Consider the following 25,807-nt stretch of genomic DNA (forward strand, 5'->3'; position numbering starts at 1 on the left):
AGATAAATTTAGTTATATGAGTACTTTCAGTAATTTCACCCTGAAACACAGAATATGACCGTTTGATAGCTGGTGGTGACAAACTATATGATAATAGACAAGTTGATCGACTGGAAACCATTTCGTCCCATACTGGAATCTATGTATATCAACAGGACAGACAAAGGTGGTCGACCTGAAAATGATGTTGTAATGATGTTCAAAATGCTTGTGTTACAACAATGGCATGGTCTTTTTTGATCCAGAACTTGAACCACAAAGACAGATTGATTGTAGAGGATTGGAAATTGGTCAAAAAAAGGTGGCAAATCATATTTTGGGTACAAACTGCATACGATTATTGATAAGGAGAATGAGTTGATTCGAAGGTTTGAAACGACTGTGGCATCAGTACATGATTCTCAGGTGGATCTGTCAAAAAAAGGAGAAGTGGTGTATAGGGATAAGGGATATTTCGAAGTGGCGGCAAAAGGATTTGCAGCAACGATGCAAAGAGCGGTAAGAGGAAAGCCACTGAATATCAGACAGATTATGCGCAATGACAGGATTAGTGTACAGAGGATGCCCTGTGAAAGGGTGTATGCGGTGACAAAAGGCGTATTCAAAGCGGGAAAGGTGATGGTGACGGCGTTTTGTTTCAATTTGCATCAAATGAGGACGTTAAAAAGAAAAAAGGTGGTGGACTGAGGGCGGAAACTATCTAAAAATAAGCAGATATTTCAGAATAATTGCCCGGGAAACAGGCTAGTAGAGTGATAATAAGAACAAATTTTATAGAAGTTCTGGAAGAGGAACGTTGATCAGAATTCTCAAATGAGAATGGATTTATCAGATCCATTCTTTATTTTGAGGATATCAGCAATATCCATCACAACCAGGATACCAGTGATCGATTATTTGAGATATCGGCGCAACATCTATTTCTCTGGCATACTGAATTTTTTATGTTGTATTGGCATACAAATATATAATATATTAACTATAGTTGCAAATTAGAGTTAAGATGAACAAGGTTATATCTGAATTTATTATAATTATATCTTCAATTCTATTTTTAATGTTTACGGTTTTTGCACTATTAGCCATTGAATATTTAATGGGAGGGAGTATGCTTAGCAAAACGTTGCTATCTACTGCTACCTGGACAATGATTATCATTGCAGGATCGATGATGCTTGGTGTGCTTTGCTTAGTGTATTATCTAAAGTGAACCAATTCTTCTCAGAAAGAGTTTTTTGCAGTGATCGCAATCATGAGTTGGCACATACACATTTGTTATTGATTAAATCCAGCACTTTTTTACATCAAAGTACAGCTTCTCAGCATCTACCGGAAGATAAACTTGTTTTTCGTTGGGAAAGGTATGAAGCAGGAAGCCATCTGGTTTAGCCAAGTGGTAGTTCACACTCTAATACTTACAGTGTACATTATTCTGACATCCATTATTGCAGGCTATCTTACAGAGATGATAGTGGATGATGAATCAAAATCTTACAGATATAAAAGAAAAGATATGACAATTGATTTTCAAACAGTGGTTAATATTAGATTGTGCTGAAACGGAAATCATTTTGGTACAGGTATCGCTAACGTAAAAGTAGTACCCATTCCAGGCTCACTTTCCACCCGTATACTTCCACCATGCATTTTCACATATCTGTTTACAATGGCAAGCCCCAGACCGGTGCCACCATATTTACGGGTGGAAGACGAATCGACCTGTTTAAAGGGATCAAATATGCTTTGGAATTTTTCATCAGGAATACCTATACCATTATCTGAGATAGATATTTCAATATTATCACCGACAAGCTGGGATGTAATTGTAACTTTACCTTTTTGAGGTGTGAATTTAATTGCATTGCTGAGTATATTATACATGATTTGTTTGAATTTTACCTTATCAGCAAATATTTCTATATCTTCAGATTCGATGTTGGATGTAAGTTCAATATCTTTTTTATTAGCCATGGGTTGCATCAAGGTTACTACTTCATCCACCGTTTCTGTAAGGTTCATGTTTTCAGGTTCATACCCCATTTTACCCGCTTCTATTTTGGAAAGATCAAGAATATCATTGATCAATTTCAACAGATGTTTTCCGCTTTTGAGAACATTGGATATGTATCTGGTCTGGTTTTCATTCAAATCACCATGTTTTTTATCTTTCAGGATATTAGAAAAACCAATGATTGAATTAAGAGGTGTCCTTAATTCATGACTCATATTGGCAAGGAATTCTGATTTGGCACGATTTGCTTCCTCAGCTGCTACCTTACTTTCCACGAGATGTTTTTCTATTTCCTGGCGAATATCTTCCAGTTCCAGTTTGTAGAGGGCAAAAGAAATGTCACCTTTTACTTCTTCAAACAAACCGATTATTTCGCCGTCCTGTGCAAATTCCCGGGATATGGTGGCTGCAATTACACCATATACATTATCCTTGTATTCAAGTTTAGAAAGCAGGTGTACTGATTTTGTATATTCCTTTGCCGGAGTATGATCGGTATATTGCTCAAATAAGTCATCCACAATAAGCAATTCGTCTTTTTCTAAAACAGTCCTGATATAATCAGGGATTTCACCTTTTTCCATTTTTGAGGAAAGGAGTGAATATTTACTAACTCCGCTACTTTCCTCAAAAAGGATTGGCTTTTGATTATGATCCATTAAACATATACATGCACTGTAAAAACTATGGGATTCAGCGAGGATGTCACAGATACCCTGTACAAGTTTTAATTTATCGTTTTCTGTTACGATAAGCTGGTTTACATTGCGTATGGATTTTAACACCGAAGTCAGGTACTCAATCCTTTTTTCATTCGTTTTACGTTGAGTGATGTCATTGATAATACATATCGTTCTTTCATAGTTTCCATTGGTTTTATTCATACCTGAGGAATTTATGATGACATCAATAAGAGTGCCATCCTTTCTAACCATCTTGTATTCTTTACCGTAAGAATAGCCGGTTTCAAGGATTTCCTGAAGGGATTGGGAAGCTTTGCCCAGATAATCCGGATGAATTATCTTTGCCATTGGATAGCCTATGATTTCCTTTTTTTTATAACCCAGGAAATTCTGGACCTGGTTGTTGCAGTCAACAATTATGCCATCAGAATCTATAGAGGTAATCAGGTTTGCAGCGGTTTCAAAGATGGACCTGTATTCCTCTTTGGCTTTTAAGGCCTCTTCGTAGAAGTTGTTGATTTCATTAATGTGGGGTATTACGTAAAATAGAAACAAAAGGGCGGTTACCAGAACAAAAAGCCATCCTTTATAGGTTTGCAGCAGGCCATATAATCTTATATCAGAAACAAACCATCCCAATGCCATATCTGAAAACAGGATCCAAAGACCTGCAAAGACAACATATAACAATGTGGTTGTCAGAACAGCATTTACATCCTTTTTAATCTGTGATGATTCTTTCATCTGATTTTAGTACTATTACTTCTAACTATAAGGGTATTGGTTCTATAGAAAATTTACCAATCAAAAAGAAATATTATGAGCGGGTGACTCCGCTCATTTTCAAGACTTTTAGTCCTTCCGCATTATGAGTGCTGCACCTGCAATCAGTGCCACTGCAAAAATGGCGGTAAAGCCGGGTGTCTGAGCATTTTCAGTTTCAGATGCAGGTTCATCTGTTGTTTCTTCATCTTCAGGTTGCTCGGCAATCGGTTCTTCAATCCCTTCTTTGTATTCATCTCCAACAATGCTGAATACAGAAAATCCGGGAGTCTCGGCTGTGAAGTGGAGATATTGGTCATCTTCTCTGACCTGATTACTTGGAAGGTCCTGCCACTTTCCATCATGGAATCTGGTCATGCGTATTGTGGAAGGGTCGATGTTGTTTTCCTCAACCCATTCTTTGCTGACCTTGAACTCGATCAGGATGTTGTCAGCATTTTCATCAGAGATAGTACCTTCACTGCCAACGGTGATACTCATCAACTGGTAGGAATTACCTTTTGGATCATCCACATCATCGGGTTTGTCCTTGAGTGCCTGCACCTTTGCTACAACTGTGCCTTTGTCATCCTTTGCATCAAAACTGATTCCAAGTACAGGTCCTTGTCCATCAGAGAAATCATATTTCACATTCGATCCAGCAAGCACACGTTTAATTCCGGAAACTGTACCTTCGACATCTTCAGGAGGCATACTTGGACCTACTGAAGAGCGTCCACCGGAACTGCTCTTTTTATAGTCATCTGCTTTGAGAGTATCAGCCCTGATCACGGACAGGTTGACTGTGTTGTTATAATTACCCAGAACATCAGTGGCGTTTATATTCAGGTAATATGTGTCTTCAGCATCTGTATCCACCATTATGGAATTGTTTACCCAGTAGCCACTGACATTTTTGAGAACCGCTTCATCTACTGTATCATTTACACTGGAGACATTGACCACCACTGAGGAGATGCCGGATGTGTCTTTTACCGAAACGTTCAGGTCAAGAATATCTCCAACTTTTACCCTTTTCTCCTTTGGAGAAATTGCAGTGACCTCGGGTGTTTTACCATCAGCAGTATAGGTCGACCAGTGACCTACACTGAAAGTCAATGTACCTTTCTCTGCGTTCCAATCAAGCCCTGAAACCGTGCCATTGGAAGTCTGACCTGATTCCAGAATTGGCTGGCCATCGAGCAGTATGCCCGGCTGGTTTTCGAAGGATCCAAGGCCATACATTGTAAGATTTGTGGAAACATTCAATGTGCTCAGGTTTGCAGAGTCCAGTGTTGTCTGCGCTGTGTCGAAATCCACATATTCCCCGAATTGTTGCAATTTCTGGGCAAACTCAATGTCACAGAGATTTACGTTTTTCGTGAATTCCAGACTTCCAATTACGTTACCATTACTGTCGTTTGCTTCAAAGGTCAGGTTGCTTACATGAGTAAGATCATTGATTTCAGTCCAATCTGTAGTATTGGGGTTACCCAGACCGGTTATATTTGATTTGGGATTGAAATTGAGCATTACAGGACAGACGGTATTGTTAGCACCTGTAGCTGTTGTGGCATGAATGGAAATATAATAGACACCAGTATCATTATCTGGCATAGTATGATTCAGAAGGGTGAATACACCATCACCCTGATGCTCAAATGAAATGGGATTAGTATTTCCAGTTATATTGGAAAAATCTGCAACTACGCTGGCATCCGATTTATTATCCAGTTTTGTCCACAAACTGATATTCTCCCCACTGTAAGCAAAGGTGAAATTTGCATTTTCAGATCTGTTAGTGCCATCATTGTTGATGAAAAAGACAGCCGGTGATTCTGTGAATTTAAGAGAAGTCGGCATTACAAGAGGCAAATAGTCGTAATTATTCTCTGCTTCATGTATTGTGTAAGTATCGTTGGGAGTATCACAAAAACCATCGCCATCAGTATCAGTATTTTCCTGACTAAAACCGGTGCCATCCGGAGTCGCCCAGAGGTTACCTCCGATATAGTCTCCGCCTGCAATATTGGGACCGAGGGTTTTTGTGGTGTTCCAGTAATTGGTCAGAGTTCCAGAAATGTAAGCATTCCGAATATCATTGTTGAAATAATTATTATAGATATGATTTTCAGAACTTCCACCACTTAAATATATGCCACCACCCCCATTCATTGAGATAGTATTATTGTAGATGGAGTTATTATACCCTGGATATAAAAAAATTCCATACCGATCATTATTGGACAGGATATTTCCACTCAATTCATTTTTTCCAGATTCATGGATATATATTCCACATCCATATCCTTGATCTGAATTTATTTCATTGTCCCCATTATTAGAAATATTATTATTGCCAACAAAATTATTAGATGATCCGTATTGCCCGCCCAAAAGTAGTCCAATTTTGTTATTCAATATAGTGTTATTAACCAGCCTGTTTTCGTGGGAAGAAACAAAATAAACTCCATTGTTGATATTATTTGACACATTGTTTTGAGTCAAATTGTTGTATTTAGAGTGAGCAATCTTTATTCCATTATTGTTATCCAAAGCTATGTTGTCAATAAGGGTAGTGTTATAAACATATGAAATATCTATACCATTATTGTTATTCAAAACTGTGTTATCTATAAGGGTATTATTTTCATTATAGACTCTATCAACATCATACAGAGTAATACCATTTTCAGTATTATTAAACACAGTGTTACCAGTCAAAATGCTATCCTGAGGATATTGTAAATAGATACCATTGGAATTGTTATATACAGTGTTATCAGTCAAAGTGCTATCCTGAGGATATTGTAAATAGATACCATTGGAATTGTTATATACAGTATTACTGGAAAAATTATTGTCACTGGAAGTATCTTTAGGCGAAGACATATAAATTCCATTGCCATCATTGTCTGAAATTGTGTTGGCAGTTATATTGTTAGTAATAGAATTTAGTAGATATATACCACTATATGCGGTCACATCAAAATATCCATTGCCTGAAATTGTGTTGTCAATAAGATTATTAGAATTGCTTCCCTCTAATTTTATTCCATGATAGCCATTGCCTGAAATTGTGTTGGCAGTTATATTGTTAGTAATAGAATTTAGTAGATATATACCACTAAATTCGTCCCCATCAAAATATCCATTGTCTGAAATATTATTGGCAGTTATATTGTTATTATCACAATCATCCATAAGAATGCCATGACCCTCGTTATCTTGAATGATGTTATCAATCAATTTATTATCATTACTTGAAGATTGCAAATAAATTCCAATTCCGGGATTTTCTGATACATCGTTTCCTGTCAAATTGTTATTGTTGGAATTTGCTAAATAAATCCCATAGTTATTACCAAAAACAATATTATTACTTAGATTGTTGTTTTCAGAAGAGGCCAGATAAATTCCATAAATCATACTATTATTTGCAATAGTGTTGCCTGTTATGTTATTATTGGAAGAACTACTTAAATATATAGCACTAAAGTAGTTATCTGGAATTGTGTTATCAGTTAGGTTGCAATAGTTTGCATTATTCAAATAAATGCCTGATGCATAAATACCATTATTACCATTAGCACCACTAATATTAAATCCATTAATAGTTACACTATCAGATTTTATATCAAAGACAGGATTTTCTGGATCGGCTGCAATGACATGTGTGACAGAAGCACCATTTGCCGAAGTGATATTCAATAATGATGTGGAAACTTCGATATTCTCAATGTAGGTACCTGAATCCACGAGAATAGTGTCTCCACTACTTGCATTACTCACAGCTGCCTGTATAGGAGTGGAGGATTCATTGAAAGAGTTGCCATCTTTCCACCATCCAGTGTCGTTCACATTAAGTGTATCTGCACCTGCTGTACCAACCATCAAAATGGTTAAAATCAGAAGTATTAGGGGGGATTTTCATCTGGACACCTTGCTGTTTTAATTAGAATTATGCAAGCCCGGGATTGAAGAGGGGGCTAATTGTTCATATTATTAATATTTGAGACATAACGTATATAATAATATCTGTCCTATACAAAACATGCTTTGTCTACAAATTACACAAAAATTCTATATTGGCATTCATGATGCCTGTTATGATGGGGTATTCTGCAACCATTCTTACCCAAATCCCTTACATGTGTAGCCCAATTGCAGCAGTATAAATATCTCCCTGCCAATCTACTCTTCAGGGTTAAAACCTCAAGGAGTGGGGATAAATAAATGATAGAAAAAGTGGTGCTATACAAACAGGGACAAAATATTGACCCGGCTGTGGTCTTTTCAGCCATCTTGGACAGTAAAGGCAGGGTACGTCGCAACAGGATGTATCGGCTCTATTCGGGCCACGGCTACAACAGGGGGTGAGCGAAAAATCTAAAATGGCCTTTCTACAACCTCCTTCCTGTGTTTTGGATTGTTAAGCTCTTTCAAGGACTTTTTCTTTTTCCGCTGATACCCTTATGTAGCATCAGTACAAATTTTAGTACATGAAGCAAACGAACAATTTCCCGGACGTTACTGCAGCCCTTGCAAAAAACCGATGTGAAGCCTACCTCCTTGTTGCCGATTCTTCCAACGCCGATATGTATTTTGCCACGAAATTCCGTGCAGGCGACCCTTTCTGTTACATCCAGACCCGCAATGCCAGGGACATGATGCTTATATCGGATATGGAAAAGGGCAGGGCTCAGAAGGAAAGCAGGATCGAGGAAATCGTGCCTTTAAGTTTCTGCGATTACAAAAAACGCCTCAAGGAAACAGCCGACCCGGGCAGGGCCTACGGGGAATGTATCGGCCAGTTACTGCAGAAGGAAGGAGTGCGACATGTGGCAGTACCCCGGGATTTCCCCGTTTATACGGCTCAGGTGCTCAAAGAGATGGGCTTTACCGTCAATCCGATCCAGAGCCCCTTAAGAAAATTGCGTGAGGTCAAGGAAAAGGGAGAGGTCAATCTTATCAGGCAGGTCCAGCAGGCCAACGAAGAGGCAATGCAGGCAGCCATTGAAGCCATCAGGATCGCTGAGATCGAGGACAATAAACTCTTCCTTGAAGGTCAACCCCTGACAGCATCCAGAGTACGCAGGATTATTGAACATTGCCTGCTTGATCATGACTGTCGGGCCCATGGAACCATTGTGGCCTGTGGCAAGGGTGCAGCCGATCCACACTGGCATGGTGAGGGACAGCTGCTGGCAAGCGAGCCCATTGTGATCGACATCTTCCCGCAGCATAAAATGCATCACTACTGTGGCGACATGACCCGTACCGTTACCAGGGGAGAAACTACAGAACAATTACAGCAGATGTACGATGCCGTGCTTGCAGCCCAGGAAAAGGCTCTGGGAATGCTTAAACCCGGTGTTGCAGCAAATGATGTGCATCAAGCGGTCTGTGACGAGTTCGAAGAAAGGGGATATTTCACGGATGCTGAAAAAGGTGAAGGATACATCCACTCCACAGGGCATGGTGTCGGACTGGAAGTGCATGAAGCACCCTCGATCGGTTTAAGGGAGATACCCCTGCAGCCGGGCAATATCATTACCATTGAACCGGGGCTCTACTACCCACAGATCGGCGGGATACGCCTGGAAGACCTGGTCCTGATAACAGAACATGGTTATGAGAACCTGAACACTTTTGAAAAGGAATTTGTAGTATAAACATTAATCTCCAGAATCATAACAGGTGATGAGCATGCAGGATAAAGTTCAGGAAGTCGAGGAGATTCTCGATAAGTATCTAACCGCCGGTAAGATTCTGTCACAGGTACGGGGAGAAGCCGCGGATAAAATCAAGGTAGGGGCAAAGCTGCTGGATGTAGCCGAGTTTGTGGAACAACGTACAATGGAACTTGGAGGCAAACCCGCTTTCCCCTGCAATCTTTCACGTAATGACGAAGCCGCCCATGCAACCCCGATGGCAGGGGATACGGAAGTTTTTGGCAAGGACATAGTCAAGCTGGATATGGGAGTACATGTGGATGGCTATATTGCCGATGCCGCCCTGACCGTTGACCTTTCAGGAAATAAGGATCTGGCAGATGCTTCCAGAGAGGCACTGGATGCAGCCATAGATACTGTCAAAAGCGGTGTGAATACTGCAGAGATCGGAGCGGTTATCGAGGATACAATCCGTGACAAGGGATTCAAACCGGTTGCAAATCTCACGGGCCACGGCCTTGCACGTTATCAGGCACATACCCCGCCAAGCATACCCAACCGCCATATCGGACAGGGGATGGAACTTCAGGCAGGCGATATCATAGCCATCGAGCCCTTTGCGACAGATGGTGCGGGCAAGATCTCAGATGGTAGTTTCACGGAAATCTACCAGTTCATACAGAAAAAGCCCATACGTATGCCTGCAGCCCGCAAACTTCTCAAGGAACTGAAAGAATACAGCACCCTTCCCTTTGCCAAAAGATGGCTGACCTCTTCCAAAATCGATCTTGCCCTGATGCAACTTGAAAAGGCTGAAATCATCACTTCCTTCCCTGTACTGAAAGAGGTGGGCGGAGGAATGGTATCCCAGGCCGAACACACTTTGATTGTTACCGAAGACGGGTGTGAGATCACTACTCGTTGAGGTGTCCGTTTTGCGTAAACTTGTGGTTGCAATACCTATCCTGCTTGTACTATTTATTCTGATTATGCCTGCATCCGCCCAGATAATCTGGAACAACCACATAATACTCAAAAAAGACAGCATGGAATGGAATTACAACGAAAGTTACACAAATTCTTCAGTCATTCTTTACAGAGATTACATCGACTCACAATTGGGAGACGACAGCGGGCTTGTAAACGCCTGGGAAGTATTGAAAATGGATGTCAAAGTGCGCAATTATCTCAAAGGAGAACTGGAAGAGGAGATGGATGTACAGATCAATGGTTCCTCCGAGAATATCCAGGTAACCGATATCGCAGCACAAATGGGATTTGAAACACTGGGCAACATCAACAAAACAGACAGGATAGACAACCGTTACAGTGTCGACTATATTTTTGATACTCCAGTTCTCAATTCCGACACAAACTTTACCTTCAGGGGGCAGAATCAGTCTGAAGTTGTTATCGAACTTGCTGATACAGTGGAGATAAATTCTACAGCAGGAATGGAGAATGTTATTGTTTCAGAAGGAGAAAATACTACTTTTGTGAGGGGCAATATAGGGAATACATCGTATTTTTCCCTTTACACTGAATAATCAGGTGAGCAAAATGAGAATAGAACAGATCAAACTGGAAAACGGTACAGCACAGGGTCTCAAATGGGAATTTGAAAACGCTTCCCTGCTCCTGATCAAAGCCGACATGGGTTATGTGATGTGTGGCTATCTCAATATGGAAACCGCAGACAAACTGGGGGATGTGGCTGCTGTGGTAAGTGGTGTGGACAGTTTTGAAGATGTACTGCAGGCATCTCTGAAATCGGTAAGCAAAAAAGCCCTTGGTATCGGAATTGAGGAAGGGATGACCGGCAGACAGGCTCTTGAAAAGATGTTCTGATATGCGCTACGCTTTTGAGCTTTCCGGAGACCATGAAGAAATCGCTGCAGACGAGGCTCTGGCCTGTCTGGCTACCGAAGGTCTCAAACCGGTATACACGCAGCATTATGATCACTGCCTTGTGGTGGAACTTGAAGAGCCGGATGCCGAAATTAGGTTGGAAAAATTTGCCGGAAAACTGGCCATGTGCCATCATATCCTGCGCGTTACTTTCATCTGCAATAATGAACCCGAAACCATTATTTCCAGTGCAGAAAACTGCGACATCAAACCCCATCTTTCTGCAGGCCAGACCTTTGTAGTACGTGCCCGGAAGGTCAATCACCATACCACCGTGGAAGGCTCCTACCTGGAACAGAGGGTAGGCGGAGCTGTTTTCAGGAAGGGTTACAGGGCCAATCTCAACCAACCCGATGTTACCCTGCGGCTCATACTGACCGAAAAATGCGTATGTGGTTGTGTCATTGCATCCATAGACCGCAAGGCATTCCATGCACGTGCACCCCACAAGAAACCCTTTTTCTATCCAGGGGTACTCATGCCCATTACAGCCCGGGCGCTGGTGAATCTTGCAGGGGTAAACAAGGATACCAGACTGCTGGATCCGTTCTGCGGTACTGCCGGCATACTTGTGGAAGCGGCCATGCTGGGTTCAAGAGTAATCGGCCTGGAAGCGCGGAATGAGATCATACAGGGAGCAAAAATGAATCTGGAATATTTCGGCGGGGATTATAACCTGCTGCAGGGGGATGCCTGTAAATTACCCCTCAAAAACAGCTGCATTGATTCAGTGATCACCGATCCTCCTTATGGCAGGTCCGCCATGATAAAGGCAGAATCCATCCGGCATTTATACGAAGAATCCTTCGCAGAAATGTACAGGGTTCTCAAACCCAGCAGTAAAGCAGTAATCGTCTCGGAGATGGAGATTAACAGGCTCGCACTGGATGCGGGATTTACAATAGTGAAACAGTACAGCCAGAGAATACACAGAAGCCTGACCCGCAATATTACAATTTTGCAAAAAAATAATCAGTAAAATGTCTTTTTAATGAGATGCCAGTATGCTGCAAGTTCCAGTTCATACTTTTGTCGTAGAGGATATCTGGCTTCTACCAGGTTCCAGAATCTCTTATTGTGCTTAAACTCGATAAGGTGCAAAAGCTCGTGATACACAATAAATTCTATCAGGTTATCCGGCAGATACATCATGTGCCGGTTGAAAACAAGTTTTTTATCACTGCTGCAGCTGGCCCATTTCCTCTTCATTTTCCTGAAAGTTAAATCCCTGACCTCCACTTCCAGTTCACGTTGCAGCCTTTGTACAATACTTTCCACGAAACTATAAAAGAGAGGATCTGCGCGCTTTTTCTCCAGTCTCTTTTCCCCGGATAGAGCAATAACCCGCTGCAAATGCAGATGTTTGTTGTAAATCCAGTCTGTATTTTTCTCGATAAAGGCTGCAGCATTACCATATCCTTTGGGAACAATTACCCGCAACATTCCGTCCTTAAACTCCAATCTTGCGTATTTGACGGGACGGTGAACTATATCATAATCTATTACAGCATCTCGAATATGTAACTGCATCATTCAGCCTTTTATTCTTTTGGCAAAAACTGGTCCATTACCTCGGCTAACACCTGATGATAAACAAGATATTCCTCTATTCTTTCACGGGAGCGACGCATGGAGTAACCGTCATCAAACCACTGGACTGAATCGCCATAATTCACATCCGTCAGAATAAGCCCATAGGGTTTTGCAGGTTTAATACCCTCTTCGTAGGAAGCAGGATCCAGCATGTTTTCCAGCCATTCCAGATCCCTGGCACCATTGCCCACAAGCAACAGGACAGTTACAATCTTGCGAATCATTTTCCACAGGAAACTGTTGGCCGTGATATCGATCCTGAGCAGGTTGCCTGCAAGTCTCACATCGATCTTCTCGATTCTGCGAATGGTACTGCGTCCGTTATCCCTGAAACAAAAATTAGCAAAATCATGACTGCCTTCAAGGATACTGCAAGCGGCTCTTATTTTTGAAATATCGGCATCCATTGAAGGTGTTATATAGCGATAGGTACGATTTCTGGCATACCTTCTGGGATGAAAATCACTGTCGACTTCAGCACGGGACCACGCCCATATATCCCCGGGTAATTTGGAATTGATCACCCTGGGAATAGCCAGCTTGGGTTTATCGGTATCAAAAGCCACCACCTGTCCCATGGCATGCACTCCGGTATCCGTACGCCCGGCACTTACAAATCTGGCAGAGGAAGAATCCTCGATAATCTCAAGGGACTGCAGGGCTTCTAAAAGTCTCCCTTCTATGGTGGCCACTCCGGGCTGCACCTGAGAACCACGATATGAAGAGCCTATATAAGCGATTTTGAGAGCAACTCTCATACAGGATCACTTGTGCCCAATTACACCTTTTTCCTATTATAAATTTCCCACAACGCAAGTACTGCTATTATAAACAGGCATCCAAAGAAGAACCATACGCCTATATGGGAGAGGATATCCGCAGATATCAGACTGCTTGCATCTGATGCACCTGCAGATTCACCGGCTGCCCTGGCAGCTTCTGTGGTTGCGTTTGTGGGAGCTTCGCCAGCAAAAAGAGCCGTGTCATTGCTGGCATTGCCAGCCGGCATCTCAGACATCACCGCAGGGGCGACCGGTGGCATGGTCTGGCCCAGAGGTTCAAAATCCCTGAAATATTCAATACCCAATGCTGCAAAAAGAGCCGCTCCTGCCATTGCCACATATTTGCGCAACATACCGAGGATACTGGAGCGATCGGTTTTGCTGCTGCCCGGAACTACCACGATCATTTTTTGCACGGGTTCATATATCTTGATCTCCCTGCCCTTGCGACTCCATTTGGTCTCCTTTACCTGTATGAGTTCGCTTTCCAGCAAACCATCCAGATTGTACTTGATAGTGGTAAGGGGCATATCAAGCTCTTCGGCTATCGAAGTTGCAGACATGGACTGTCTTGCGAGTAATTCCAGGATCTTCAGGGATTTCTCATTGGAAAGGGCCTGGGTGATTTTACGTGAATCTTCATTTAAAGGTAAGACCAATACTTTTTCCGTATTGCCATCGTTTTCCATACAAAGGAGTATCAATTAATGAAGTAATAAATTTAGTGTAATGTGCGGACCACTCCGTAGTATATCCTTAAATTTAAATACTACTTCCTACAATGTGATGTAACTTTTAAGGCGATATCATGATTACGAAAAAGCAAATCTCCGACATCCTGAAAGATTACAATACCGATGACCTGGCGATTGCAACGGTATGTTCTCATACTAGCCTCCAGATATTTCATGGAGCCAGGAAAGAGGGGTTAAAAACAATCGGAATTTGCATAGGTGAACCTCCGCGCTTTTATGATGCCTATCCCCTGGCCAAACCCGATGAGTTCATTTCCGTTGACAGTTACAAGAATATTCCCGATATCGCCCCCCTTTTAAGACAGAAAAATGCCATAATAATACCACATGGCTCCTTTGTGGAATACATGGGTGCCGAGAAATTCCTTGATCTTGAAGTACCCACCTTTGGTAACCGTGCTGTACTCAATTGGGAATCAGACCGCACAAAAGAGCGGGAATGGCTGGAGGGAGCAGGAATCCACATGCCCCGGCTTGTAGAACCAGAGGATATCCACGGTCCTGTAATGGTCAAATATCACGGTGCCAAAGGAGGACGTGGTTTCTTCATTGCCAAGAACTATGAGGAATTTCTGAAAAATATCGATGAAAGTGAGAAGTACACCGTCCAGGAATTCATTGTAGGGACGCGTTATTACCTGCACTTCTTCTATTCACCCCTCAGGCAAGAAGGATACAGGCTCAGTAACGGAACACTTGAAATGCTGAGTATGGACAGGCGTGTCGAATCCAATGCCGATGAGATATTCCGTCTTGGTTCTCCTAAGGAACTCGAGGAGGCAAGTGTGCAGCCTACATATGTTGTTACCGGCAATATCCCCCTGGTAGCCAGAGAATCCCTGATGCCCAAGATATTTTCCCTCGGGGAACAGGTTGTAGAGGAATCCCTCAAATTGTTTGGCGGCATGATCGGGTCCTTCTGTCTGGAAACGGTTTTTACAGACCAGCTTGAAATCAAGGTCTTCGAGATTTCAGCCAGGATAGTAGCAGGGACAAATATATACACCAATGGTTCGCCATACTCCGATTTCATAGAAGAAGGATTATCCACGGGCAAACGTATTTCCCAGGAAGTCAAACTTGCAGCAGAGCAGGAGAAACTGGAAGTAATCCTTTCCTGAAAAACTCAGGTAAGCAATAATCCAGTATCTTTTTTTGTAAATCTTTAAAATTACTTATGTACCAATAGCAAGGGCTGAGATTTAAGAAAGAAGACCAAAAAGGAGGGGGTAGTTGAGGAATACTCGATGATGGGGGATGAGTTTTGGAGGATCAGTACTGCAATACTCAATTGGGGGAGTTTGGGGGTATTTTCGCAGTATTCCTCAACTATTCCTTACAAATAATTTATAATATATATAGTTTCTTATTTTTTGTTATGTTTTTGAATGTCCAAAGATGGCAACTGCTCCATATTACAGTCAGGGTTGACTTTCAATTGTTGAGAATTAACGAATCATTTACAAGAGCCATATTTTTCTCTACTTTCTGCATGGTTGTTTCATTTGTGACATTAAGAGTGGCTGCATTTTCTTCCAGAAAGGTACCCAGACTGCAGGATTGATTGAGAATTTGACTGTACCTCTCAGCCACAGGTTGCAGGTGGGGAGATGGACTGAAAGATTGCATTGTTTCTTTGGATTCCCTGCAGTGAGTAGTAAGATTGCCAGCAGCTCTTTCCAGTGTTACCACGTTTCGGGCTTCAAGAGCCTGTTTGATATCGGCATAATCGGAATGAATGACATCGAGTGAACCCTTCATCCATTTCAGGTACTCGACATCTTCCCTGCCCTGAGCCACGGTTTCATTAACATCCTTCACCGTATCCCCTATGTCAGAACACCCTGAACTAAACAGTACTAAAACCAATAACAAAAAAAGCAGGTTTCTCCTCTGCACGATCTTTCCTCATGCAAAGGAGAGGTGTGAAATATTGATATAATTTACGGGATATGTATCAGGCAGATGTGTAAACCTTTACGTTTGCAGGACTTTTTGTGATATTGCCTTTTTTCACGCCAATCAGGGTATCGATCCCTTTGTTGGATGCTATGTCCAGTATACGCTGGGTAACAACACCATCAAATACCACACTTTTTACATTATTCTCTGAATTCTTCAAGGTATTCACAAGATCACGTACAGGTGTTTCATTGACAACCTTATCATCCTGATCAAGCAGGCGTGCTCCAAGGGTACCTGCAAGCGATTCCGAGTGAGAACTTAAACGTTTCAGAACGGGATGTTGCGAGGTTGTAGGTTTTGACCTGAAAGGTTTAGGCTTTTCTTTTTTGATAGGTGGCTCGGCGATCTTTTTAATTTTGGCAGCGGGATTCCTGGCACGATCGGGTTTGACCCTTTTCTCACGTTTTGGAACCCTGGCGATACGACCACCCTTTTTAGGACCTGAAGAGCTGGATGATTTGGCTTTTTCAGCAGGTTTATCGATAGAATAGGCTTCCATTGCCTGTTCTACCGGTACTTTCTGGCGAAGGGCACGTATGATTTCCCGCTGTACAAGGTCTTCAACACTTTTACCATCCGGCGCACGTGCCACATAATCGATATCTGCTACCTGCAGCAGTTCCTTAATAATGAGTTTGCCTCCCCTGTCACCATCGGTAAATGCGGTTACGGTCTTTTTCCGGGTAAGTTCTGCAACCTCAGGAGGCACATTCGTACCACCCACACAGATGGCATTCTTTATACCGTAACGCAGCAGGTTCAGGACATCGGCACGTCCTTCTACCACTACAATGGCATCGGAATCAATTACATTGGGACCGCAGGGGATATTCTTATCCTTGCCAAAGAACTGCATCTCTTCGACGCGTACGGATTGACGTACTTCGTCAGCGATTTCCTGGGATTCAGGCAGGTTGGCATCGAACATACCTGTGAGAATGAATTTGGCCCTTTCGACTATGTGTTTGCGTTTGGTCGCACGCACATCCTCTATATTGCTAACTTCGATATTCGCAGAACAGGGACCTACCCTGTCAATAGTTTCCAGTGATGCTGCGAGGATTGATGTCTCGATCCTGTCCAGACTGGAAGGAATGTGTATATTGCCCTTGGTCTTTCCACCCTTGGTGCTTACAACGACCTCGATCCTGCCGATCCTGCCGGTCTTCTGGAGATCACGCAGATCAAGATCAGACCCCAGCAAACCTTCGGTCTGTCCGAAGATAGCTCCTACAATATCAGGGCGTTCTATCACCCCGTCAGCATTGATTTTTGAATGAATGATATACTTTGTTGTATCAGTACTTTGCATTGTTGATTCACTCCTTATTCTTAGAGAATGCAGTAAAATAGCGATCAGAACAAAGAAAAACAGAATCAATATTTCCAGAAGTCACCACATCAAGCCCGGATAATGCCGGCTCTATGCTTTTGTCCCCCACGGACAAATGTTGTACCAACAGTCCGAATGAACACATAAGACTGTGAACTAACTTGTTTAAGTTCAATTTTGCTTGTGTGATTGGATCTTATCTAAATTATCCAATGTTATATAACCGACCCTATCGGAAATATATGCTTCTATGAGTGATGAAATCTGATAATGCTTCCGTTTTATTGATCATTGGCCACCCATGTTGGCAGCCAATCGTAATGATCCAAATTTATCTGCATTGGCTGATTATTCATTAGATCATAACACCTAATGAAATTTGATTATCTTAATAATGATCATATATTTTTAATGACCAATTCTAGTTGGATTTTGTCCTTTAAGAACTTTATGGTACTTACCAAAGAACAAAAAGATCAGACTAAAAGAAAAATGTAGATGTGTCTCCAGTGGAAATATGGGGGTCTGCTGTTGGTCTTTTCCCATTTAACGGAGGATCATTTACTCATCTGCAACTTCTATATATTCTGGCAAAACTTCCTTGCTGAGTACTATCTCATCGTTAGCACAGAGGAACTCATATCCATCTTTTGCAGCACTGGCAGCATCTATCTCAAGTATAACCGGATTATCGGTATGCACCGCCGCCGCCTGTCTTGCTTGCTGGCTGGTAGTACTCAGATGAATATAGGTCTGCCTGTAAGGTTTGATACCATTTTCCAGAAGCATATCAACCTCTTCCTGACTGACCCCATAATAGAGTACATCAGAATCATACAGGGGATAATCAAGATTCACATCTATAGAATGACCATAGCGGGCACGTATAAAAGAGTCATCAATTTCATATCTCTGTTTGGGATCAGATTCCACAAGGGACACCAGACGCATCTTGCCTGCCCACTTATACCGTTTTTTCATTGCCTCACAAAAAGCATCAAGCTCGATCCATCCCTGAGCGTCCATATCCAGCCCTACATCATCCGGAAAATGCCTGAGGACACCGGAAACGAAACGTCCCAGTCTCATCTCATGCTCATCATCGAGCATAAATTTACCTCTTTCCCCGCATCGGGGGCATTCCTCACCACGGAAATAGCCGTGTTCTCCACATTTTCGGATCATGATACCAGAAGGGGGATGGAACTTATGGTTAATTATATTATCGGAATGACCTGTTTCGTTAGGTTTATCACATTCGCCCTGCAATGAAGACTAAACCAATCATTGTTTATTAAAGAATGCAGGTGTGCTGATGGACGATATCGATACAGTATATGAAAAACTGGAAGGCATAATTTCCAGGGAAGAATTTGAAGCAAAGGTAGAGGAAAAAATAGAGGAGATGCATAACCTCTGTGATGTCCAAACAGCCGCCCTGCTGGTAGCACATAACCTCGGTGCTACGGATGTGGGCGTTGAAACGATTAAGATTGCAGACATAAATGAGGCATCATCCAACGTGAATTTCACAGGAAAGGCAATTTCTGTTTTTGAACCAAAGGAATTCAGCCGTGACGATGGCACCACAGGCAGGGTTGGAAATATTATAGTGGCGGATGAAACCGGTTCGATCAGGGTAACTCTCTGGGACGATCTTGCAGACCTTTTAAAAACCGGTGATATCAGTACTGGTAAGAGTTACAATATCAGTGGCTACGCCAAAGAAGGTTATTCAGGAATTGAAGTCAATATCGGCAGAGGTGGAGGCATTTCTGAAAGTGAGGAAAATGTCAAGGCAAATATTAACCTCTCCGGTATCTCGAAGATAAAGGACGGAGATTCTGATGTTAATGTCGTTGGAATGGTGCTGGATGTATCGGATGTTCGCACTTTCCAGAAACGCGATGGTTCTGAAGGACGGGTACGCAACATTACAATAGGGGATGAAACCGGCAAGATCCGGATTACCCTGTGGGATGGACGTACCGAACTTGCAGATAAGCTTGAAACCGGGGATAGCGTGGAAATTATCAATGGTTACGCCCGGCTTAACAACTACAGCCAGGAAGTAGAGATACAGGTGGGCAACCACAGCAGTCTGCGCAAAACCGACAGGGAAGTGGAGTTTAAAGAAGATTATACCCCGATTGCCGACATAATCCCCGGCCAGCCCTATTCTATTAAAGGAGCAGTTTCCGGTATGGGAGACCTCAAGGAATTTACCCGCAGCAATGGCAGTGAAGGGAAGGTTTCCAATATATATGTCTCCGATGAAACGGGCAGAATCAGGATTGCACTCTGGGATGAAAAGGCCGAGCTTGTGGACAAAGTCGATATAGATACACCGATCAAGATCATCGATGCTTTTGCTAAATCCGGTTTCAATGAAGAAGTGGAACTCAACGCCGGAGGACGGAGTAAAGTAATAGTTGACTGAAAAAGTGAATTTTGTCTTCCAATTTTTCCACGGTTTAAGGTCGTGTACTTCTTTCATTCATATACACTATTATACGATAACTTTTAATACATCCACTCTAGAATATCACTTATAAGATATCAGGGCAATTATAATGAATAATTTAAACAAAGATAAAGCTCTTGATTTTGAAAATGCATTACTTGAATTTGATCGTATCTATGCCGAACAGATACTTGAAGGTGCTCTTTCGGAAAATAATACTTTTCAGGTAATCGATAAAATTGTGTCTCCTGCCCTTACAAGAATCGGAACCGCCTGGGACACAGGTGAAATTGCCCTTTCCCAGAATTATATGGCAGCTAGGATTGCAGAACAACTTATGGACGAGATCTTACCTGACGCAAGTCCTGAAAGAATTGATTACCCCAAAATAGCAATAACTACACTTGGCGATTATCACATGCTGGGTAAAAAGGTTGTTACTTCAATGCTGCGATCAACGGGACATTCAATTAAAGAATACGATAACATGGGTATCAATCTGCTCGTTGATAAACTCAATGAAGATGATATTGATCTACTCCTCACATCAACCCTGATGCTGAATATTGCCCTGAAGATCAGGGAACTAAAAAAGCGTATGAATGAAAAGGGGTTAAAAACGAAGATAGTTGCCGGAGGTGCCCCTTTTTTATTTGATAATATGTTGTACAGGGAAGTCGGAGCTGATCACATGGCAAGGACTTCCTCTGATGTATACAAACTGATAGACCAGTATAATGAGGAGGTATACCAATGAAAGACGCAATGACCCCAATGGAACGTGTACTTACAACCCTTGGTCATGAAGAGCCTGACAGGGTTCCTTATTTCCTTCTGCTTACAGGTCATGGTGCACAGTTATTGAATATGCATCCGGAGGAATACTTTTCAAATGGGAAAAACGTTGCCCGGGCACAGCTTAAAATGCAGGAAACTTATGGGCATGATTGCTTCTATCCTTTCTTTTATGCCTCTCTTGAAACCCAGGCCTGGGGCGGTTCAACCGTATTCTATGATGATGGGCCACCCAATGCAGGCAAACCCATAATCGAATCATTCGAACAAATCGATGAGCTGGAAGTTCCTGATGTAATGGGACATAAAGGATTTGATGAGGTACGTAAGGCCATCAATATTCTCTACAGGGAAAAAGGCGAAGATATCCCCATTATCGGGATTGTGATGTCCCCATTTTCGTTACCTGTGATGCAAATGGGATTTGACAGGTATTTTGACCTGATGTACGAGGACAGGGAGAAGTTCTGGAAATTAATGGATGTGAACAAACAGTTCTGTACAGAATGGGCCAACTCACAGCTTGAAGCCGGAGCTACGGCAATTTGTTACTTTGATCCGGTATCCTCCCCTACCATAGTGCCCAGGGAAACATTCCTCGAAACAGGATATAAAATTGCAAAAGATACAATCGGCAATATCAATGGTGCCGTGGCCACACATCTGGCTTCCGGACGCAGTATGCCAATCCTTGAAGATCTTCAGGATACAGGGGCTGCTGCACTGGGTGTAAGTGCCATGGAGGACCTGGCCGAGCTAAAAGACAGGTGCGAAGGGAAGATCTCCCTGCTGGGCAACCTCAATGCTATTGAAATGAGACACTGGACAGCAGAACAAGCGGATAATAAAGTAAGGCAAGCCATACAGAAAGCAGGTGATGGTGGCGGATATATTCTTTCAGATAATCACGGGGAAATGGTATGGGATGTCTCTCATGAGACACTTCTCAACATCGCAAATGCTGTGAAAAAATATGGTAGTTACCCCTTGCAAAAATAAAAGATCATTATGGAATCGAAAACCCCTATACTGTTGCTTTCAAATGACCTCTATGCCCATGGTGAGGGGCTCACTTCCAATAAAGAAATGTTAAAGAACGCATCCATACTCAATATACAGGATTTCGAAAACCGGGACCCTGAATCACAGCAAGAACTGCTAGAAAGCCATGGTACAGTGTATATAATCACATCTGCCAATGAAGGACCTTTACCCCGGGTACTGAATATATGTGATAACGAACTATACCACATAAAGGCTGAAGAATGTCAGGACGCTGACAAATCTGCTTATCCGTATATCCTCAATGCAAAACTTATGGAATTAATGCTTGAGCAAAAGGAAACAGAAAATAAGAAACTCGAAGAACAGCTTGCCTCTTACTTGATAGCAATAGACTCAATCCATACTCTCTCCTCATATGATCGCAAAGAGGACATTATAAATCATACAAAAGAATTCTTTGCAATGATGTGCCTGCCCGAAAACCTGTGTTATTTTGAGGCGCATAACACAAAAGCACAAAGTGGGATACATCTTACTGATTTCCAGAAAAAGGAAATTGTAGCTTTTCTTAAGAGCAATGAATATTACAAAATAGCCCCCTCAAAAAAGAGTTTCTGTTTCAGGTTAACTTTGCAGGACGGGGATGAAGGGATATTTGTTCTGGAAAATATAGCCTACCCGAGTCGTTTACATGAATATTTAAATTTAACTTTGAGCATTCGCAGCGTTCTTACACTAATACTGGAAAATATTGCCAGGCAGAACGAACTGGTAAAGTCACATAATTTACTTGCCGATGCAAACGATATGCTGCAAGTAATTAACAAGATCTTGCGTCATGACCTGGCTAATAATCTGGGCGCCATTAAAATGGCCCTGGAGATAAATGAAACCAGGCCTAATCCAAAATACATCCAGATTTCCAAAAAAGCTGTTGACCGCAGTTTTGAAAAAATCAATGACATGAAAGGACTTGAAAACCTTATAGGAACCGGGAAAGACCTTGACTGTTATGAAGTGAAGGAAATAATAGAAAAAATTGCAGGTACAGATATTGAAATGGATATTTCCATCGATGGCCAATGCAAGGTTTTGGCAGATAATGCATTGTCCTCTGTTTTTGAAAATATAATAAAAAATGCAATTGCTCATGGTAAAGCCAATAAAATGAGGATTACAATGGCACCTTCCGGGAAGTATTGTCATATTTCCATAGAGGATAACGGCACAGGAATCCCCGATGAAATAAAGACCAAAATCTTCAAGGAAGGATTTACTGAGGGCGGAGATAGCAATTCTGGACTGGGTCTGTATATTTCAAAAAAGGTTATAGAAAGATATGGAGGCCAAATTGCAGTAAAGGATAACACACCACATGGAGCAAAGTTCATCCTTGATATACCCTCTGCAAAATGATTTTTCCTACATAGATGTCCTATAAATAAAATTTGGTAATATTAGCCTTCAGGCATGCTTATTTTCATGTTTAACACTTCACCATATTCCAGATGAGTTTCTTTTGAATGCAAAATGGACATCTATATAAGGCATAAACAGAAATATTCTATGTAGGAGTGTGATGCCAATGGTCGTGCAGGAGCATAACAGCGAGGACTCGTCTTATGGGGGAATCGAGAGTCAAATACCTGTGGGGGATCTTATGTCCCACAATGTTGTAAGCATAGATGCTACCTGCAACGTTTTTGAGGTTGCCAGGGAAATGATGGCTAAAGGTACCGGCAGCGTCATAATAAGCAGGGAAAGTAAACCCATTGGCATAATCACAGAGCGTGATATTGTCGGCAAGGTGGTAAAACAGGACCTAACACCCAGCTCTGTCCCGGCAACAGAGGTCATGTCATCTCCGATTATAATGGTAGAAGCTTCTACTACCGTTATAGAAGCATCCAGGCTGATGGTAAAGTCGAATATACGTAGACTTGCAGTCAATAAGGGGGAAGATATTGTTGGTATTATTACAGATAGAGATATCCTTACAATTTCTCCGGGCCTCAACACTATTTTAGAGAACCTCATTGAAATGAACCGGGAAACAGGGATTCCTGAAGAGAGCTATCTGGAAAGAGGAATCTGCCAGCGTTGCGGTTCGTATGTGGATGAACTCACAAGCGTAAACGGACTGGCTCTCTGTGAAGACTGCAAGGAAGAAGAAGGATACTACGACTAAAAAACCATCAAACCAACGCCGCAAATAAGGGGGATTTTTGTACGCAGATAAATGAAACTATGTCAGGGGACGCAGTGTATCTGCACGAAAGTGACACTGTGACCCATGCTCGCCAGTTGATGAGAGATCATTTTCTAAGGGGAGTTCCTGTTGTGAATGACAATAGGAAGGTTTCGGGAATGATCACTGATCAGGATATTTTGAAAGTGGGATCCACAAAATCAAATGTCACTGTTGCCGGTTTTGTGAAACCGGTCCCACAGATAACACCCGAGACTGATATTTACAAAGCCGCTTCCTTGTTACTGGAAGCAAAACTTGAAAGATGTCCCGTGGTTAAAAGTTCCATTGAACAAAAACTGGCAGGAATTGTAAGCAATACCGATCTTCTTGGCAAAATGGTGAGTCGGGATTTATCAAAATCAGTCAGGGAGATCATGACCTCTCCTGTCACCACATGCACACCGACAGATAACATCGGGGAAATCTGGTCTGCTATGCTTGAAAATGATTATACAGGCCTTCCGGTGGTCTCAAAGAAAAATAAACTGATGGGCATGGTTACCAGGAGAGACCTGATAAAATCGGGGTTTGCACGTATAGGAGTCAGGGAAAATGACGGCCGCATACACAATCAGCCAGTTGAGAAAGTAATGTCAACACCTGCCTACAGCATCAAACAGGATACATCCGTGAAAGAATGCACAGAAAAAATCCTGCATTATGATGTCGGCAGATTAACAGTGGCTGTTGAAGATAAACCCGTAGGCATTGTAGACAGAAGCGACCTGCTCAGGGCCTATACCGAATAAGTAGGCTTTGTAGAGATGATATAACACATTATACGGGTGGTATAGGTAAATTCAAAGGATAAAACACGTATTCAAAAAGAGGATAAAATGAGTTCCAGACAAAAAAATGCCGGTAATCCAGGAGGGACGGATATCAGCAAGGATCCAAAGGCCTACAGTATGGAGAGTACAATGGACAGGGGAAATGTCAACTTCAAGGCTCATATAGCCCAACATGAGGGAAGTATACTGGCCGTTGCAACAAAAGATGTAACTTCCTCAAATCCCACTACTCCCATAATAGATATCATTAAAAAAATGAGCAAGATGCATTTCAAGCATATGCCTATTGTCAATGCAGGAACATCAAAACTTGAAGGTATAATCACTTCAGTGGATATAATGGACCTATTGGGTGGAGGAGAAAGAAGCCTTTTCGTGGAGAAAAAATTCAAGGGGAACCTGCTTTCAGCTATAAATGCACAGGTACGCTACGTAATGGAGCATAATGTCCACAGTTTGAGGAATGATGCCCATATTGAAAAGGCCTTTGAGTTGATGATAGACAAACATATTGGATGCGTGCCCTTAGTGGACAATGATGGTCATCTGGAAGCAATCTGCACCGAAAGGGATTTCCTTACCTTTATAGAAGGAGTGCTGACCGGGAAAAAGGTAGAAAAGTGGCAGACCAGAAATGTCAAAACTGCGGATGCAGCAACTTCGATCTGGGATGTTGCCAGAACAATGGTTGAAAATGAGTTCAAAAGGGTTCCTATTGTCAGGAACAATATACTTGTTGGAGTCGTTACATCTTCCGACATCCTCAATTATCTGGGAACCGGGGAAGCTTTTGAAAAACTCACCACAGGTAACATCCACGAGGCTTTCGACAGCCCGATTAGCTCCCTCTTGCATAAAGAGCTTATCTGGACAATACCGGATGCTGATCTCGGGGAAGCAGCCGAAATTATGCTTGAAAAAGGAATTGGATGCCTTCCTGTAATAAAAGATGGTAATCTGGAGGGAATCCTGACAGAAAGGGATATCCTGCTTGCACTGGCAGACAAACAATAAAATTTCTTACGGAGGACAAG

General features: G+C 42.1%; 22 protein-coding genes and 1 pseudogene. 15 read left to right on the plus strand and 8 right to left on the minus strand.

Going from position 1 to position 25,807, the window contains the following annotated elements; translation table 11 throughout:
* Positions 1-62 precede the first annotated feature (62 nt).
* A pseudogene (locus tag A9957_RS07915) lies at positions 63-687 on the plus strand (transposase).
* Between the two features lie 879 nt (positions 688-1,566).
* On the opposite strand, the gene A9957_RS07920 reads toward A9957_RS07915, so the two are convergent.
* Positions 1,567-3,438 carry an ATP-binding protein gene (locus A9957_RS07920; protein ID WP_292343790.1) on the minus strand — a complete coding sequence of 624 codons (1,872 nt, stop codon included), beginning with the start codon at positions 3,436-3,438 and terminating at the stop codon, positions 1,567-1,569.
* 108 nt (positions 3,439-3,546) lie between these two features.
* A complete protein-coding gene (locus A9957_RS07925) occupies positions 3,547-7,350 on the minus strand; it encodes a NosD domain-containing protein (RefSeq protein ID WP_292343792.1) in 3,804 nt (1,267 codons plus the stop codon).
* 342 nt (positions 7,351-7,692) lie between these two features.
* Here A9957_RS07925 and A9957_RS07930 point away from each other — a divergent pair, with 342 nt between their 5' ends.
* The 6 genes from A9957_RS07930 (at position 7,693) to A9957_RS07955 (ending at position 12,018) form a co-directional block, all read left to right on the plus strand.
* On the plus strand, positions 7,693-7,836 hold the full coding sequence (locus A9957_RS07930; RefSeq protein ID WP_292343794.1) for a hypothetical protein: 144 nt from the start codon (positions 7,693-7,695) through the stop codon (positions 7,834-7,836).
* Between the two features lie 122 nt (positions 7,837-7,958).
* On the plus strand, positions 7,959-9,131 hold the full coding sequence (locus A9957_RS07935) for a Xaa-Pro peptidase family protein (RefSeq protein WP_292343796.1): 1,173 nt from the start codon (positions 7,959-7,961) through the stop codon (positions 9,129-9,131).
* A 34-nt stretch (positions 9,132-9,165) separates the two neighbouring features.
* Complete coding sequence (gene map, locus A9957_RS07940; protein WP_096712646.1) at positions 9,166-10,056, plus strand: type II methionyl aminopeptidase; 891 nt, start codon at positions 9,166-9,168, stop codon at positions 10,054-10,056.
* Positions 10,037-10,678 carry a hypothetical protein gene (locus A9957_RS07945; protein WP_146107108.1) on the plus strand — a complete coding sequence of 214 codons (642 nt, stop codon included), beginning with the start codon at positions 10,037-10,039 and terminating at the stop codon, positions 10,676-10,678. The genes map and A9957_RS07945 overlap by 20 nt, the downstream gene beginning before the upstream one ends.
* Positions 10,679-10,691: 13 nt before the next feature.
* Positions 10,692-10,979, plus strand: coding sequence for a YunC family protein (locus tag A9957_RS07950; protein WP_096712648.1), 288 nt, complete (start codon positions 10,692-10,694; stop codon positions 10,977-10,979).
* Positions 10,963-12,018: a TRM11 family methyltransferase gene (locus A9957_RS07955; protein ID WP_308736819.1), complete on the plus strand. Its 1,056-nt coding sequence runs from the start codon at positions 10,963-10,965 to the stop codon at positions 12,016-12,018. The genes A9957_RS07950 and A9957_RS07955 overlap by 17 nt, the downstream gene beginning before the upstream one ends.
* Here A9957_RS07955 and A9957_RS07960 read toward each other — a convergent pair.
* From A9957_RS07960 to A9957_RS07970, 3 genes are read right to left on the minus strand one after another with little or no spacing between them, the layout of a single operon-like run.
* The gene (locus tag A9957_RS07960; RefSeq protein ID WP_096712650.1) at positions 12,012-12,572 is read right to left on the minus strand and encodes a M48 family metallopeptidase; all 561 of its coding nucleotides are present in this window, start codon (positions 12,570-12,572) and stop codon (positions 12,012-12,014) included. The genes A9957_RS07955 and A9957_RS07960 overlap by 7 nt on opposite strands.
* 8 nt (positions 12,573-12,580) lie before the next feature.
* Positions 12,581-13,390 (minus strand): tRNA pseudouridine(38-40) synthase TruA, encoded by an 810-nt coding sequence (truA, locus tag A9957_RS07965; protein ID WP_292343798.1) that lies wholly within the window; start codon positions 13,388-13,390, stop codon positions 12,581-12,583.
* Positions 13,391-13,410: 20 nt separating this feature from the next.
* Positions 13,411-14,103, minus strand: coding sequence for a transcriptional regulator (locus A9957_RS07970; RefSeq protein ID WP_292343800.1), 693 nt, complete (start codon positions 14,101-14,103; stop codon positions 13,411-13,413).
* A 119-nt stretch (positions 14,104-14,222) separates the two neighbouring features.
* Between A9957_RS07970 and A9957_RS07975 the strand changes: the two genes are divergently transcribed.
* Complete coding sequence (locus A9957_RS07975) at positions 14,223-15,290, plus strand: formate--phosphoribosylaminoimidazolecarboxamide ligase (protein ID WP_105460755.1); 1,068 nt, start codon at positions 14,223-14,225, stop codon at positions 15,288-15,290.
* Between the two features lie 313 nt (positions 15,291-15,603).
* Here A9957_RS07975 and A9957_RS07980 read toward each other — a convergent pair whose 3' ends face one another.
* The 3 genes from A9957_RS07980 to A9957_RS07990 all read right to left on the minus strand — a co-directional run bounded on the left by A9957_RS07980 (position 15,604) and on the right by A9957_RS07990 (position 18,652).
* Positions 15,604-15,990 (minus strand): hypothetical protein, encoded by a 387-nt coding sequence (locus A9957_RS07980; RefSeq protein ID WP_292343802.1) that lies wholly within the window; start codon positions 15,988-15,990, stop codon positions 15,604-15,606.
* Between the two features lie 136 nt (positions 15,991-16,126).
* The gene (dnaG, locus tag A9957_RS07985) at positions 16,127-17,446 is read right to left on the minus strand and encodes a DNA primase DnaG (RefSeq protein WP_292343804.1); all 1,320 of its coding nucleotides are present in this window, start codon (positions 17,444-17,446) and stop codon (positions 16,127-16,129) included.
* Positions 17,447-18,028: 582 nt separating this feature from the next.
* Entirely contained in the window at positions 18,029-18,652 is a 624-nt protein-coding gene (locus A9957_RS07990; RefSeq protein ID WP_096712668.1) for an RNA 2'-phosphotransferase, read from the minus strand.
* A 130-nt stretch (positions 18,653-18,782) separates the two neighbouring features.
* Between A9957_RS07990 and A9957_RS07995 the strand changes: the two genes are divergently transcribed.
* From A9957_RS07995 to A9957_RS08025, 7 genes are all read left to right on the plus strand, one after another.
* Positions 18,783-19,907 (plus strand): OB-fold nucleic acid binding domain-containing protein, encoded by a 1,125-nt coding sequence (locus A9957_RS07995; protein WP_105460758.1) that lies wholly within the window; start codon positions 18,783-18,785, stop codon positions 19,905-19,907.
* Between the two features lie 133 nt (positions 19,908-20,040).
* Positions 20,041-20,688 carry a B12-binding domain-containing protein gene (locus A9957_RS08000; RefSeq protein ID WP_292343806.1) on the plus strand — a complete coding sequence of 216 codons (648 nt, stop codon included), beginning with the start codon at positions 20,041-20,043 and terminating at the stop codon, positions 20,686-20,688.
* Complete coding sequence (locus A9957_RS08005) at positions 20,685-21,725, plus strand: uroporphyrinogen decarboxylase family protein (RefSeq protein ID WP_292343808.1); 1,041 nt, start codon at positions 20,685-20,687, stop codon at positions 21,723-21,725. Before A9957_RS08000 ends, A9957_RS08005 begins: the two co-directional genes overlap by 4 nt.
* Before the next feature lie 9 nt (positions 21,726-21,734).
* On the plus strand, positions 21,735-23,147 hold the full coding sequence (locus tag A9957_RS08010; protein ID WP_292343810.1) for a HAMP domain-containing sensor histidine kinase: 1,413 nt from the start codon (positions 21,735-21,737) through the stop codon (positions 23,145-23,147).
* A 163-nt stretch (positions 23,148-23,310) separates the two neighbouring features.
* Entirely contained in the window at positions 23,311-23,919 is a 609-nt protein-coding gene (locus tag A9957_RS08015; protein WP_367121910.1) for a cyclic nucleotide-binding/CBS domain-containing protein, read from the plus strand.
* Positions 23,920-23,978: 59 nt separating this feature from the next.
* A complete protein-coding gene (locus A9957_RS08020) occupies positions 23,979-24,731 on the plus strand; it encodes a CBS domain-containing protein (protein WP_292343812.1) in 753 nt (250 codons plus the stop codon).
* An 87-nt stretch (positions 24,732-24,818) separates the two neighbouring features.
* Positions 24,819-25,787 (plus strand): CBS domain-containing protein, encoded by a 969-nt coding sequence (locus A9957_RS08025; RefSeq protein WP_292343814.1) that lies wholly within the window; start codon positions 24,819-24,821, stop codon positions 25,785-25,787.
* The last annotated feature ends 20 nt before the right edge of the window (positions 25,788-25,807 follow it).

It is taken from the genome of Methanohalophilus sp. DAL1 (genome assembly GCF_001683555.1).
Taxonomy (GTDB): domain Archaea; phylum Halobacteriota; class Methanosarcinia; order Methanosarcinales; family Methanosarcinaceae; genus Methanohalophilus; species Methanohalophilus euhalobius.

Coding starts and splice junctions, on each gene's coding strand:
- A9957_RS07930 (WP_292343794.1), top strand. CDS start 7,693: ATGATAGAAAAAGTGGTGCTATACAAACAGGGACAAAATATTGACCCG.
- truA (WP_292343798.1), bottom strand. CDS start 13,390: ATGAGAGTTGCTCTCAAAATCGCTTATATAGGCTCTTCATATCGTGGT.
- A9957_RS07925 (WP_292343792.1), bottom strand. CDS start 7,350: ATGGTTGGTACAGCAGGTGCAGATACACTTAATGTGAACGACACTGGA.
- A9957_RS07975 (WP_105460755.1), top strand. CDS start 14,223: ATGATTACGAAAAAGCAAATCTCCGACATCCTGAAAGATTACAATACC.
- A9957_RS08005 (WP_292343808.1), top strand. CDS start 20,685: ATGAAAGACGCAATGACCCCAATGGAACGTGTACTTACAACCCTTGGT.
- A9957_RS07920 (WP_292343790.1), bottom strand. CDS start 3,438: ATGAAAGAATCATCACAGATTAAAAAGGATGTAAATGCTGTTCTGACA.
- A9957_RS07935 (WP_292343796.1), top strand. CDS start 7,959: ATGAAGCAAACGAACAATTTCCCGGACGTTACTGCAGCCCTTGCAAAA.
- A9957_RS07970 (WP_292343800.1), bottom strand. CDS start 14,103: ATGGAAAACGATGGCAATACGGAAAAAGTATTGGTCTTACCTTTAAAT.
- map (WP_096712646.1), top strand. CDS start 9,166: ATGCAGGATAAAGTTCAGGAAGTCGAGGAGATTCTCGATAAGTATCTA.
- A9957_RS07995 (WP_105460758.1), top strand. CDS start 18,783: ATGGACGATATCGATACAGTATATGAAAAACTGGAAGGCATAATTTCC.
- dnaG (WP_292343804.1), bottom strand. CDS start 17,446: ATGCAAAGTACTGATACAACAAAGTATATCATTCATTCAAAAATCAAT.
- A9957_RS08025 (WP_292343814.1), top strand. CDS start 24,819: ATGAGTTCCAGACAAAAAAATGCCGGTAATCCAGGAGGGACGGATATC.
- A9957_RS07990 (WP_096712668.1), bottom strand. CDS start 18,652: ATGATCCGAAAATGTGGAGAACACGGCTATTTCCGTGGTGAGGAATGC.
- A9957_RS07960 (WP_096712650.1), bottom strand. CDS start 12,572: ATGATGCAGTTACATATTCGAGATGCTGTAATAGATTATGATATAGTT.
- A9957_RS08020 (WP_292343812.1), top strand. CDS start 23,979: ATGTCAGGGGACGCAGTGTATCTGCACGAAAGTGACACTGTGACCCAT.
- A9957_RS07950 (WP_096712648.1), top strand. CDS start 10,692: ATGAGAATAGAACAGATCAAACTGGAAAACGGTACAGCACAGGGTCTC.
- A9957_RS08015 (WP_367121910.1), top strand. CDS start 23,311: ATGCCAATGGTCGTGCAGGAGCATAACAGCGAGGACTCGTCTTATGGG.
- A9957_RS08000 (WP_292343806.1), top strand. CDS start 20,041: ATGAATAATTTAAACAAAGATAAAGCTCTTGATTTTGAAAATGCATTA.
- A9957_RS08010 (WP_292343810.1), top strand. CDS start 21,735: ATGGAATCGAAAACCCCTATACTGTTGCTTTCAAATGACCTCTATGCC.